Origin of the sequence: Cryobacterium sp. PH29-G1 (assembly GCF_030063365.1) — a bacterium.
In the GTDB taxonomy this organism is placed as follows: domain Bacteria; phylum Actinomycetota; class Actinomycetes; order Actinomycetales; family Microbacteriaceae; genus Cryobacterium.
In genome coordinates this window covers 64,280-76,535 of sequence record NZ_JASISY010000012.1, presented here as the reverse complement: position 1 = coordinate 76,535, position 12,256 = coordinate 64,280, and the positions used below count along the sequence as shown (strand labels likewise).

At 64.5% G+C, this 12,256-nt stretch carries 10 protein-coding genes; 3 read left to right on the top strand and 7 right to left on the bottom strand.

Annotation, left to right across the window (positions count from 1 at the left end; translation table 11 throughout):
- Nucleotides 1-98 precede the first annotated feature (98 nt).
- The 4 genes from QMK22_RS14030 to QMK22_RS14015 all read right to left on the bottom strand — a co-directional run bounded on the left by QMK22_RS14030 (nt 99) and on the right by QMK22_RS14015 (nt 5,414).
- On the bottom strand, nt 99-2,267 hold the full coding sequence (locus QMK22_RS14030; RefSeq protein WP_283498269.1) for a 3-hydroxyacyl-CoA dehydrogenase NAD-binding domain-containing protein: 2,169 nt from the start codon (nt 2,265-2,267) through the stop codon (nt 99-101).
- Nucleotides 2,264-3,469, bottom strand: coding sequence for a thiolase family protein (locus QMK22_RS14025; protein ID WP_283498268.1), 1,206 nt, complete (start codon nt 3,467-3,469; stop codon nt 2,264-2,266). Before QMK22_RS14025 ends, QMK22_RS14030 begins: the two co-directional genes overlap by 4 nt.
- A 123-nt stretch (nt 3,470-3,592) precedes the next feature.
- Nucleotides 3,593-4,831, bottom strand: a complete 1,239-nt coding sequence (locus QMK22_RS14020; RefSeq protein WP_283498267.1) for an HRDC domain-containing protein — start codon at nt 4,829-4,831, stop codon at nt 3,593-3,595.
- On the bottom strand, nt 4,824-5,414 hold the full coding sequence (locus tag QMK22_RS14015; protein ID WP_283498266.1) for a DUF3000 domain-containing protein: 591 nt from the start codon (nt 5,412-5,414) through the stop codon (nt 4,824-4,826). Before QMK22_RS14015 ends, QMK22_RS14020 begins: the two co-directional genes overlap by 8 nt.
- 25 nt (nt 5,415-5,439) lie before the next feature.
- Here QMK22_RS14015 and QMK22_RS14010 point away from each other — a divergent pair, with 25 nt between their 5' ends.
- The gene (locus tag QMK22_RS14010) at nt 5,440-6,741 is read left to right on the top strand and encodes an alpha/beta hydrolase family protein (protein ID WP_283498265.1); all 1,302 of its coding nucleotides are present in this window, start codon (nt 5,440-5,442) and stop codon (nt 6,739-6,741) included.
- Here the strand turns inward: QMK22_RS14010 and QMK22_RS14005 are convergent.
- Together QMK22_RS14005 and QMK22_RS14000 are read right to left on the bottom strand one after the other, a co-directional pair.
- The gene (locus QMK22_RS14005; RefSeq protein WP_283498264.1) at nt 6,717-7,148 is read right to left on the bottom strand and encodes a SufE family protein; all 432 of its coding nucleotides are present in this window, start codon (nt 7,146-7,148) and stop codon (nt 6,717-6,719) included. The two genes, QMK22_RS14010 and QMK22_RS14005, sit on opposite strands and share 25 nt — an antisense overlap.
- The gene (locus QMK22_RS14000) at nt 7,145-8,074 is read right to left on the bottom strand and encodes a sulfurtransferase (protein WP_283498263.1); all 930 of its coding nucleotides are present in this window, start codon (nt 8,072-8,074) and stop codon (nt 7,145-7,147) included. Before QMK22_RS14000 ends, QMK22_RS14005 begins: the two co-directional genes overlap by 4 nt.
- 139 nt (nt 8,075-8,213) lie before the next feature.
- Here QMK22_RS14000 and zapE point away from each other — a divergent pair, with 139 nt between their 5' ends.
- Together zapE and QMK22_RS13990 are read left to right on the top strand one after the other, a co-directional pair.
- Entirely contained in the window at nt 8,214-9,266 is a 1,053-nt protein-coding gene (zapE, locus tag QMK22_RS13995; RefSeq protein ID WP_283498262.1) for a cell division protein ZapE, read from the top strand.
- A gap of 342 nt (nt 9,267-9,608) precedes the next feature.
- Nucleotides 9,609-10,829 carry an ammonium transporter gene (locus QMK22_RS13990; RefSeq protein WP_283498261.1) on the top strand — a complete coding sequence of 407 codons (1,221 nt, stop codon included), beginning with the start codon at nt 9,609-9,611 and terminating at the stop codon, nt 10,827-10,829.
- Nucleotides 10,830-10,936: 107 nt separating this feature from the next.
- On the opposite strand, the gene QMK22_RS13985 is transcribed toward QMK22_RS13990, so the two are convergent.
- Nucleotides 10,937-12,118, bottom strand: coding sequence for a MarP family serine protease (locus QMK22_RS13985; protein ID WP_283498260.1), 1,182 nt, complete (start codon nt 12,116-12,118; stop codon nt 10,937-10,939).
- Nucleotides 12,119-12,256 lie beyond the last annotated feature (138 nt).

The following is a 12,256-nucleotide window of genomic DNA, read 5'->3' as shown; positions in this document are numbered from 1 at the left end:
CTTCTAACCGGGCCCGGGCCCGGAAAGCGGGCCCATGATAGATCATGGGCCCGCTTTCCTATGGTGGGCCCGGTCTCGCCGACCGGTCCGGTTAGCCCCTAGCCGCGCGCAACTGATTCAACCCGTGCGCCGATTCCGCGAATCGGCGGCGTGTGGAATGTGCTGCCGAAGACGCGTTCGCTCGCGCCGACGCGGTCGAGGTACGGGGTGATCCCGCCCATCTGGAACGGCCAGCCGGCGCCGAGAATCATGCAGAGATCGATGTCTTCAGCCGCGTGCACAACCTCGTCGTCGAGCATCCGCTTGATCTCGTCGGCCAGGCCGTCTTCGACGCGCTGCTGAATCTGCTCCGCAGTCATGGGGGTGGTGCCGCCGGCGACGATCTTCAGTGCACCCTTGTCGAAACCGGTACGGCGGCCCTTGCCGTCGCGTTCGAGGATCTTGCCATGCTCGGCGAGCTTGTGCAGGTTGTCGCTTTCGAAGAACCGGTCGGGGAAAGCCCCGTGGTGCGTGTCGAGCACGTGGGCGCCCACCGTGAGGCCGACCAGCTCGAGCAGTTCGAACGGGGTCATCGGCAGCCCGAACGGCGCGACAGCGGCTTCTACGACCTCGAACGGGGTGCCGGTGTCAACGGCATTCATCGCTTCGCCGAGCAGCTTGGCCAGTACGCGGTTGACCACGAAACCGGGAGTGTCCCGCGTGATGACCGCGTTCTTGCGCAGCTTGCCGGCAATGACCATGGCGGTCGCGAGGGTGACCTCGTTGGTCTGCGGCGTGTTGACGACTTCGATCAGGGGCATGACCGCGACCGGGTTGAAGAAATGGAAGCCCACGAGGCGCTCCGGATGCGTCAGCTTCGATCCGATTTGCTCAACCGAGAGCGACGAGGTGTTCGTCGCCAGAATTGCTTCGGGGGAAACGAACTTCTCGATCTCGGCGAACACCGACTGCTTCACACCGAGTTCCTCGAAGACGGCCTCGATGACCCAGTCGGCATCCGAGAACAACGACTTGTCGGTCGTGCCGGTGACTAGCGCGCGCAGCCGGTTGGCTTCGTCGGACGAGATGCGTTTCTTGGTCTGCAGGGCGGCGATCTCATCGTGGATATAGGCCACTCCCTTGTCGACACGGGCCTGGTCGAGGTCGGTGATGACCACCGGTACCCGCAGCCGCCGCACGAAGAGCAGGGCGAACTGACTGGCCATAAGACCAGCACCAATCACTCCGACCTTCGTGATCGGGCGGGCCAGTTTTTTGTCCGGTGCTCCCGCCGGGCGCTTGGCACGCTTCTGCACGAGATTGAAGGCGTAGATACTGGCTTGGAGCTGATCGCCGGCGATGAGGCCGGCGAGGGCTTCGTCTTCACGCTGGAAGCCATCGGCGCGGCTGCCGCTCTTGGCAGCCTGCAGCAGTTCCAACGCCACGTAGGGCGACTTCGCGACCTCGCCGATGCGGTTCACCAACATCTTGCGGGCGATGCCGATGGCGACGTCCCACTTGACGAGGCGCTCGATTTTGCCGGGCTCGTTCGGACGGGACACCTTCACGGTTCCTGCCAGAACTCCGTCGGCCCAGGAGATGGACTCTTCCAGGAAGCGCGCGGACGTGAACATGGCATCGGCGATGCCGAGCTCCAGGGCATCCGCTCCGGTGAGGGTGCGGTTGTTCTTGAGCGGGTTCTCGATGATCACCTTGAGTGCGTTCTCGATGCCGATCAGGTTGGGCAGCAGGTAGGAGCCGCCCCAGCCGGGAATCAGGCCGAGGAATACCTCGGGCAGCGCGATTGCTGGAACCGACGCATCAACAGTGCGGTAGCTGGCGTTCAAACCGATTTCAAGGCCGCCACCGAGTGCGAGCCCGTTGATGAAGACGAACGACGGTACCCCGAGCGTGTCGAGCTTGCCGAGCGCATGGTGGCCGAGCTGGCTGAGCAGCTTGCCGGTCTCCAGCGAGGGAATCTCGGCGACCTTGCTCAGATCGGCACCGGCGGCGAGAATGAACGGCTTGCCGGTGACGGCAACGCCGTGGATCTCACCGCGTTCGGCCCGACCAGCGAGCTCGTCCATGGTGGCGGCGAATTCCAGGAGGGTGACCGGGCCCAGGGTGTTCGGACGGGTGTGGTCCCGACCGTTGTCGAGGGTGACCAGAGCCAGGGTCCGGCCCGAGCGAAGGGGCACGTCGCGCACAAAGGAGTGCGTGACGACCTCGTCACCCGAGATCGCAACAAGCGAGCTGAAGTCGAGGGTGTTGTAGTCGGTAGTGGTCATCGCTTGGCTGCCTTCTTGTTGAAGTGCGGGTTTTCCCAAATCACGGAGCCACCCTGGCCGAGGCCGATGCACATGGCGGTGAGGCCGTAGCGCACCTCGGGGTGCGATTCGAACTGGTGGGCGAGCTGGTTCATCAGACGAACGCCCGACGAGGCGAGCGGATGTCCGATCGCGATCGCTCCGCCGTATTCGTTGACGCGAGGGTCTTCATCGTCGATACCGAAGTGGTCAAGAAAGGAGATGACCTGCACGGCGAAGGCTTCGTTGAGCTCGAACAGTCCGATGTCGGTGATTGACAGGCCGGCCTTGCGCAGTGCTTTCTCGGTGGAGGGTACCGGGCCGAGGCCCATGACCTCCGGTTCGACGCCGGCGAAAGCGAAGCTCACCATGGTCATTTTGACACCGAGGCCGAGTTCTTTGGCCGTCGCGCCGCTGGCGAGAAGGCAGGCGGTGGCACCGTCGTTGAGGCCGGAGGCGTTGCCGGCCGTGACTCGACCGTGCGAACGGAATGGTGTCCTCAGCGTGCTCAGTCCCTCGAGTGTGGTCTCGGGGCGGGGCGCTTCGTCGCGGGTTGCGAGGCCCCAGCCGGACTCGCTGCGCGTGGCCACGGGAATCAGGTCGGGTTGGATATTGCCGGCGTCGTAGGCCGCGGCCACCTTCTGCTGACTGCGCAGCGCGAACCGGTCGGAGCGTTCCTTGGTGTATGAAGGGAACCGGTCGTGAATGCGCTCGGCGGTGGCGCCCATATTGAGGGCGTCTTCACTGACTAGCCGCTCGGACAGAAAGCGGGGGTTCGGGTCGGCGCCGAAGCCCATCGGGTGACGTCCCATATGTTCGACGCCGCCGGCGATGGCCAGGTCGTAGGCACCGAAGCCAATCGATGCACCCATCGTGGTGACCGCGGTCATCGCTCCGGCGCACATCCGATCAATGGCGAATCCGGGAACCGACTTGGGCAGACCGGCCAGGAGCGCGGCCGTGCGCCCCAGGGTCAACCCCTGGTCGCCCGTCTGGGTCGTGGCCGCGATGGCGACATCGTCGATACGTTCCGGCGGAACCCCCGGGTTGCGTTCCATCAACCCGATAATCGCCTTGACCACGAGATCATCGGCTCGGGTGTTCCAGTACATGCCCTTTTCGCCGGCGCGTCCGAACGGAGTTCGAACCCCGTCCACAAAAACGACTTCTGCTCTCTCGGCCACAATGCCTCCCGTAGGTAGTTCCAAATCAATGTTGGATCAGAATCAGTCAGATTCGAATCAATCTGTTAGGTCTCGTCTGATCCTAGGGTGGCACGATTGGCCGCCCGAATCGTTTGCCGGTTTCTACGACTCCAGATCGGGCGCCGGGTCGCCGATTTGTGGAATCTCTACAAAGGCATCCGCTATTAATTGTGCGGTCACGTCAATTTGCCAGGGTCGCGCCCCCAAAATGGCCAGAGCTTCCCCCACCGAAGCCGCATTTGCCGGATCCGGCGGCGACCAGGACACCCGGCGCAGAAAGTCTGGCGTCAGCAGGTTTTCGAGGGGTATTTCCTGTTCATCCGTGACGGTTTGCAATGCTGCCCTGGCCGCCTTATAGCGTACGTCGGCTGGCGGGTTGCGGTCGGCCCAGGCCCGCGGCGGCGGCAAGGTGTCGTTGGTCGCCTTGAGAGCAGGCAGATCCGTGGTCGCCTGGCCGCGCTGGATGGCGGCCCACCAGCGGCTGAGTTCGTTGCGGCTCGCCCGCCCGTTGAACTCGCGCAGGTCGGACAGTGCCTGACGGGTCGTGGGAAGAACGCGGGCGGCGGCGAGCAGCGCGGCGTCTGGTACCAGCCGTCCGGGGGAGACATCGACCTCGCGCGCGAATTCGTCGCGGGCCAGCCACAGCTCGCGAGCGACGGCCATATTGCGCTGTCCACGCAGCGAGTGGATGCCCGATAGTCGACGCCACGGGTCCACGCGGGCGGCCTTAGCCTCCTTGGCCAGAGTGGCGGAAAATTCCTGCTCGGCAATGTCGGTCTTGTCGGACTCGACGAGCAGATCGACCATGCTGTCGCGCAGATCGGGAAGCAGCTCAACGTCGAGAGCCGCGTAGACCAACCAGGATTCGGGCAGGGGGCGGGTCGACCAATTCGCGGCGGAGTGCTCCTTCTTGAGGTGGATACCGAGCAGCTCTTCCACCACGGTGCCGAGGCCGACGCGAGGAATGCCGAGTAGCCGGGCGGCGAGTTCGGTGTCGAAAATACGTGTGGGGTCGAGCCCGACCTCCCGTAGACAAGCCAAATCCTGGCTCGCGGCGTGCAGAATCCATTCCGCGTCGGCGAGGGCATCGTTCAGTTCGCTGAAATCGCCGATCGGTGGCGGATCGAAGAGGAACGTGCCGGCGCCGCGGCGATAAATTTGAATGAGATAGGCCCGTTGGGAGTACGTGAAACCGGAGGCCCGCTCCGCGTCGACGCCGACCGGTCCGGTGCCTGCGGCCAAAGCGGCCGTTGCGGCGAGGTAGGCCTCACGGGTATCAATGACGCGGTGGTGAACGGCGGGCGGCGCGGCGACGCTCTGATTGGATTGCGATTCAGCCACGGGCTGCTCGGCGTGCTGACAACATGCTGACTCCTTCCCCAGCGGGAGGGAGTCCGGCCAGCATGCAGAGCAGCTCGCCCCACCCCTCGACGTGGGCGGTGAGATTGTGATTCAGGGGTGTCCACGACGCGCGCAGCTCAATCTGCGCGCCATCTCCTTGTTTGGCGAGTTCGCCAAGGCCTGATGAAATTATTTTAGTCGCCGTTCCGGAGGCGGCGGTGTACATTGCTTTTCGCGAGTCAAGAGCATCGACGAGCCACGTCCAGGTCACCTCGGCCAGAAACGGGTCCAACCCGATCTCGACCTCGAGCGGTGCCTGGGCGAAACAGACCACGCGGAACGCTCCGTTCCAGGCTTCGGGCTCGTCCGGGTCGTAGAGCAGGATGAAGCGGCCGGTGCCCAGCTCGGAGTCGCTACCGTGCCGCACCGGCTGGATATTGGCGGAGAGGGCGATCGAATACGGGGCGAGGTGGGCGGGAGCCGCAATCTCCGTAACGATCAGTTCGGCCCGGCTCGTGGCGCGGCGAATGGCGGTCAATGCCGCGGCAAACTCCGCGGGGAGCGATTGATGTGTTTCGGGCACGTCTGCAGACTAGAGTTTTTTCTGGGTGTTGTCCGTGAGGCACGCCGACCAGTCGGAGGTGCACGTGCGCGACCCACATCCCCCAAACGGGCGTCAACAGGGCGTTCTACGAGGGGTTCTCACCGTGACCGGCATCGTCGCGGCCAGCTCGGCTGTCGCCGTTGTCGGCGCGGTCGGTGTGCTCGCGGCGGTTATGGCCAAAACGATCGTGACGCCGCCGGGAGCGCGGGGCGATGACACCAGGGTGTACGGAGTCGACCTGCAAAATGGCACCGTCACCCTGCAGCGTCACCGGGATTCCGTGCTGCCGGGCGACTACAGCTTCTTCTTCAGCGCCGGTACCGGCCACGCCCGGGTCGGTGAGGTCACCACGCGCACGGCGACCAGCGTGACCCGGCGCATTCTCAGCGTCGACTACGGTGATCTGCCCGCCGCCCGACGCGGCCGGTTCAGCGGCTGGCTCTATACCAGCCCGGCCGACCTGGGCGGGGCGTGGACGGAAGTGACCGTGTCCACTCCCGTCGGTGCGGCGCCCGCCTGGCTCATTCCAGCGGATGACGCGGCACCAGCGGGTCGGTGGGTCATCCAGGTGCACGGCCGGGCCGTGCGTCGCGAGGAAGCCCTGCGGGCCGTGCCGGTATTCCGCGCGGCCGGCTACACGTCGTTGCTGGTCTCCTATCGAAACGACGGGGATGCGCCTACCAGCGATGATGGGCGGTACGGTCTCGGCGACACTGAATGGCCCGACATTCAGGCCGCACTCGACTACGCCGTCGACCACGGTGCGACGAGCATCGTGCTGATGGGCTGGTCGATGGGCGGTGCCGTGGTTTTACAGACGTTGACCCGCAGCCGACACGCAGACCGGATCGACGGCGTGGTGCTCGATTCACCGGTCATCGATTGGACTGACGTCGTGGCGGCGCAGGCTCGGGACCGCCGATTGCCGACGCTGATCGCGCGCTGTGCGGTCGCGATAATGGGCGCCCGCTGGGCCGGACGCATCACGGGGCAGGCCACTCCGATTGATTTTGGCCGGCTCGATTTCGTGGCGAGAGCCCGCGACGTGAACCGACCCATTCTGCTGCTCCACAGCGATGACGATGGTTTCGTGCCGGCTACCGGCTCGCACCGACTCGCCGATCGGCGGCCCGACATCGTGACCTTCGTTGCATTTGCCCAAGCTCGACACACCAAACTGTGGAATTTTGATCCCACCCGGTGGAACGCCGAGATCGCGTCGTGGCTGGGCCGGCTGCCGCAGCGCTCCTTGACCGCACTGCCCGTTGACCGCAGTGCTGTTCAGCCGAGGCGCTCCCGAAGCTGACGTTTCGCCCGGCCGAGCATGGCGCTCATACCGCGGAGGCGGAGCGGTGAGACGGCTTCGGTCAGGCCGATGGACAGCGGATAGTCGTCGGGCACGGCGAATACCTGCTCGGCGCTGAGGCCCTCGAGGCCCTGGGCGAGGATCGATGCGAACCCCCGGGTGGTCGGCGATTCGCGGGGAGCCGTGGCGTGCAGGTGGAACGCGCCGTCGGCATCCAGATCAACGAAGATGAAGACCGGGGACTGACACTCAACGACGCGCTCGAGCAGGTCGGGGTGGTCCTGAAACTGTTGCGGGAGTTCGGGCAGCTCGTTGGCGAATTCGAGCAGCAAAAGCAAACGGTCCTTCTGCTCGAGGGCGAGAAAATCCTCCTGAATCTCGGCCAACTGGGCCGGAAGTGCGCTCATCGGTGCTGCGCCGACGCAGTGCCGGGGGCAGTGCCGGGGGCAGTGCCGGGTGCAGTGCCGATCGCGATCGGTACGGCGACGGCGTTGCCCCACTCGGTCCACGACCCGTCGTAGTTGCGCACGTTCTCGAAGCCGAGCAAATGGGTCAGTACGAACCAGGTATGACTGGACCGTTCCCCAATACGGCAGTACGCGATCACGTCGTCGTCGTCGGTCAGGCCCGCTTCTGTGCGGTAGATCCCGTCGAGTTCAGCACGCGTCTTGAAGGTGGAGTCCTCGGCGGCGGCGCGGGCCCACGGCACCGACGCGGCCGTGGGAATGTGGCCGCCGCGGAGGGCGCCTTCCTCGGGGTAGGCGGGCATCGTCGTGCGGGCGCCGCTGTATTCCTCGTCGGAGCGCACGTCAATGAGCGGGTTGCCGAAGTGCGCCAGGACGTCAGCCTTGAAGGCCCGTATCGGGGCGTCGATGCGCTCGACCACCGGGTAATTCGTGGGTGCCACCGGGGAAGCATCCGTTGTCATCTCGCGTTCCTCGGCGAGCCACTTCGTGCGGCCTCCGTCGAGCAGGCGAACATCCTCGTGGCCGAAGAGGGTGAAAACCCAGAGTGCATAGGCAGCCCACCAGTTGCTCTTATCGCCGTAGACGACGATGGTGCTGTCGCGAGCGATGCCCTTGCTGCTCATCAGGGCGGCGAAAGCGGTGCCGTCGATATAGTCGCGGTTGACCTTGTCATTGAGGTCGGTGTGCCAATCAATCTTCACCGCGCCCCTGATGTGTCCGACCTCGTAGAGCAAGACGTCTTCATCGGATTCAACGACGACCAGTCCGGCATCCGTGCGGTGGTCGGCCAGCCACGCGGTTGAAACCAGCCGGGACGGGTGGGCGAAGGCGGCAAACTTCTCGGTAGGGTCGAGTGGGACGGTCATGTTACCTCCAGGTGGGCCGCGGATGCATACGGATTCGGGTTGACCGCGGATTAGGCTTGTCCGGTCCCACCCCTTAAAACTACGCGGTGCCGACACCCAGCGCATTCGCAGAACCAAGAACGAGAACGGGCGTTTCAGCATGGCACCAGAGGCCCACGAGAAGGCACACCACACGGTCCCGCAATTGGCCGAGCGCACCCCGAGCATCACCGGGCGCGAAATCGTGGCCGAGCTGGTGCCGCCTCCTCAGTTTGAACACGCTTCGTTCGAGAACTACCGACCCGATCATGACTATCCGTCCCAGATGGCGGCAGTGGAGAAGCTGCAGGAGTTCGTGAACCCCCGGCCGGCCGGATTCTTCTCCCGTCGACGCCAAACCAAGGATGACCTGCCCGGCATCTACCTCGACGGGGGATTCGGTGTTGGCAAGACGCACCTGCTCGCCGCGCTCTGGCACGCGGCGACCGGTCCGAAGTATTTCGGTACATTCATCGAATACACCGCTCTCGTCGGCGCGCTCGGCTATCAGGAGACGATCAAGGAGTTGCGCAGCGCGAAGCTCATCTGTATCGACGAGTTCGAGCTCGACGATCCGGGCGACACCATGGTGATGACCCGACTGCTCGGTGAACTCGTCGCTACCGGAACCCGCGTCGCCGCCACGTCGAACACCCCGCCCAACTCGCTCGGCGAGGGGCGGTTCGCCGCCCAGGACTTTCTGCGCGAGATCTCGGCGATGAGCGCTAACTTCGAAACCCTGCGCATTGACGGCCTCGACTATCGCCGCCGCAATGTCACCGGTCAGGCTGTGGCGGTGGAGCCCGAAGCCCGGGAGCATCTGGTTAACACGCTGTTGGGGCGTGGTTCGAAAGTTACCGAGGATGACTTCGGAGCCCTGATCCGGCATCTGGGCACCGTGCATCCGTCGAAATATGTCAAGGTCATTCGGGATGTTGACGTGATTGCCCTGCGCGGTGTTTTCTTGCTGACCGATCAGTCCGATGCCCTGCGCCTCGTGGCGTTCATCGACCGGGTCTATGACGCCGAAATTCCGATCGTCGCCAGTGGGCGTCCGCTCAATGAGGTCTTCGACGAGGAAATGATGGCGGGTGGGTATCGCAAGAAGTATCAGCGGTCGCAGTCCCGCATGGTCGCCCTCACCACCGGAGAGTTGCCGCCGCACTCCGATTGACCCCAACCGCCTCGGGCTCTGAAGCGCCCAACTTTTTCCTGACCCCGAGCTGTTACCTGCCGGAAACATAGATCGGCGGCGCCTGAAACCGGCGGTCGTTGTTGTTTGCCCTCCGTGTTTCAGCCCTGGCCGACGGGCGTTTCTCGACCCGTGCAGAGCAAATTCTGATCCGTAACGTGCACGAAACACCCCGGTGTGCTTCCTGAAACGTCGAGCGGTAATACTAATGCGAACCGAGGATGGGGCTGCGAGCGAGTCGTTCGCGCGCCGTTCTCGCTGTACCCGTTACGTACCCACCAGCATTCGCATACCCTGCACCCTCGAGACGCGTTAGGACAATCTATGGATACCGGAAGCATTGCATGGGGGCTCACAGCCACCGCACTCGTGTTGTTTATGACCCCAGGTGTCGCCTTCTTCTACGGCGGACTGGTCAAGGCCAAGAGCGTCATCAGCATGATGATGATGAGCTTCGGCGCACTGGGACTGATCAGCGTCCTGTGGATTCTGTACGGCTTCAACATGAGCGCCGTCGGCAGCCCCACCGAATTCTCCGGCAACCCGTTCTCCGACTTCGGCCTGGGCCAGCTGGCCATGGGTGAGACCGGCAGCGTCGACCTGCTCGGCGCGACCTTCGGCGCGACCTTCGCCATCATCACCGTCGCTCTCATCTCCGGTGCTGTCGCAGACCGCGCCAAGTTCGGTTCCTGGATGATCTTCGTGGGAATCTGGGCGACCCTGGTCTACTTCCCCGTCGCGGCGTGGGTCTGGGGCGGTGGCTGGATCATGGAACTCGGCAACACGCTCGGCCTCCCCGGCGTCATCGACTATGCCGGTGGAACCGCGGTGCACATCAACGCTGGTGCTGCAGCCCTCGCCCTGGCGCTGGTCCTGGGCAAGCGCATCGGCTTCCAGAAGGGCATCAGCAAGCCGCACAACGTTCCGCTGGTACTCCTCGGTGCCTCCATTCTCTGGTTCGGCTGGTTCGGTTTCAACGCCGGTGCCGAAATGTTCAATGGCCTCGCCAACGTCGGCATCATCGTCGTCAACACCCTCGGTGCCACCGCCGCGGCCATCCTCGCCTGGATGCTCGTGGAGAAATTCAAGGACGGCAAGGCCACCTCGGTCGGTGCCGCATCCGGCGCGGTCGCCGGCCTCGTCGCCATCACCCCGGCCTGCGCCAACCTCGAGCCCGGCTGGGCGCTCCTGCTCGGTGCTGTCGCCGGCGCCGTCTGCGCCCTCGCCGTCGAGCTCAAATTCAAGTTCGGCTTTGACGACTCACTCGACGTCGTGGGCATCCACCTGGTCGGTGGCATCATCGGAACGCTGTTCCTCGGCTTCTTCGCCATCGGCACCGGCCTGTTCACCGGCGGCGACCTCGGTCAGCTCGCGGTTCAGGCCATCGCGGCCTTCGCCGTTCTGCTCTACTCCTTCATCGTGGCCTACGTACTCGGTCTGGCGATCGAGAAGACCATCGGCTTCCGAATCAAGAACGAAGACGAACTGGCTGGAATCGACACCAGCGTGCACGGCGAAGAGGGCTACGCCCTCGAGCGTGTCTAACTCGCTCTAGCTTCAATCGTCCACGACAGGGCGGCGAGCAGGCAGTGGCTACCCAGCCGTGGCCTCCTCGCCGCCCTTTCGCGTGCTCGGAAGCGAGCCGTGCCGGGTTAGCCGCGAATGCAGGTTCCGGAGGAGACCGGCTCCGACAGAGTGGATGCCGCGCTCATGACCGGTAGCACTTCGGCGAGGGCAAGGGCGTAGCCGACATTCTCGGTGTTGGACGCCTTCGCGAAGACGACGCCGACGACCAGACCGGACTCGCTCAGGAGCGGTCCACCGGATTCCCCCTGCTGCACGTCGGACGCGACGGTGTAGACCTCTCGGGCTGTCGGGTCCTGGCCGTAGATATCGGCGACACTGATGGTGCTGAGGGAGATGACCTGGGCCGGGTCTGAGACGTAAGGACCGCCGAACGGATAACCGTCGGCAACGGCACCGCTGCCCGCTGCGAGATTTTCCCCGATCGCGAGCGGCGCGGTGGTCAGGCCAGGCACCGAAATGATGGCGAGGTCGTCGACCGGGTCGAAGTAAACGATCTCACCGGCCAGGGCTTGTCCTGCGGGAGTCTCAACAACGGGCCGGTCCACTCCGGCAACGACGTGCGCGTTCGTGACGACGCGACCGTCCGAGACGACGAAGCCACTGCCGGACTGGCTCTGCCCACAGGCGTAGGCCGTGCCGGTGATACGCACGACGGACTGCGCGGCCACGGCCAGGGCCGGGCTGCTCGTGTCGGCTTTCGCGGCATCCGGTGTCGGGCCGGCGAACGCGTCGACGATGCGGGGCAGTCCCTGCTCGACGGCTTTGGAGCGAAGCTCCGCCATGATTGCCTTGACCGGGTCCGGTGTCAGCGAATCAATACCGGAGACGACGGTCGACGTGGCGATGGCGGGGGAAAGAAACGGGATGCCGAGGGCGCCGATGCTGAACGCGACCATCGAGGCCACGAGGGCCGAGGCAACGGCGGCGAACACCGCCCCCAGCACGCGGTTGAGCGTGCCGAGCGGAGAACGCCGCTTGCCTCCGCTCACCATTCCACCGACGGAAGCGCCGATCGAATGCCCGAACAGAACGAGCAGAATCGCCACGGCGATGGTTGCCGGGGTGCGCCACTCGGCTACGGGGATCCAACCGCCCACGAGAGGAACGACGAAGAATGCGGCAATACCGCCCGCCACCGCGCCGACAATACCGGTGAGGCTTCTCAGCAGTCCGGTGCGGTAGCCATTAACCAGGGCCAAGAACAAGATCAAAATTAGAACGAGGTCGAGAATGGTCGAACCGGGCATCCGTCCCCTCACTTCTGGACGCAAGTCATCTGGCCGCACGATACACACGCGAAGTTTTTTCTGACGATGTTGTCTTCTTCATGCTTACACAGGCCGCCTCCGCGATTGCTGAGCGGACGCCCCCGGTGGCCGGCATTC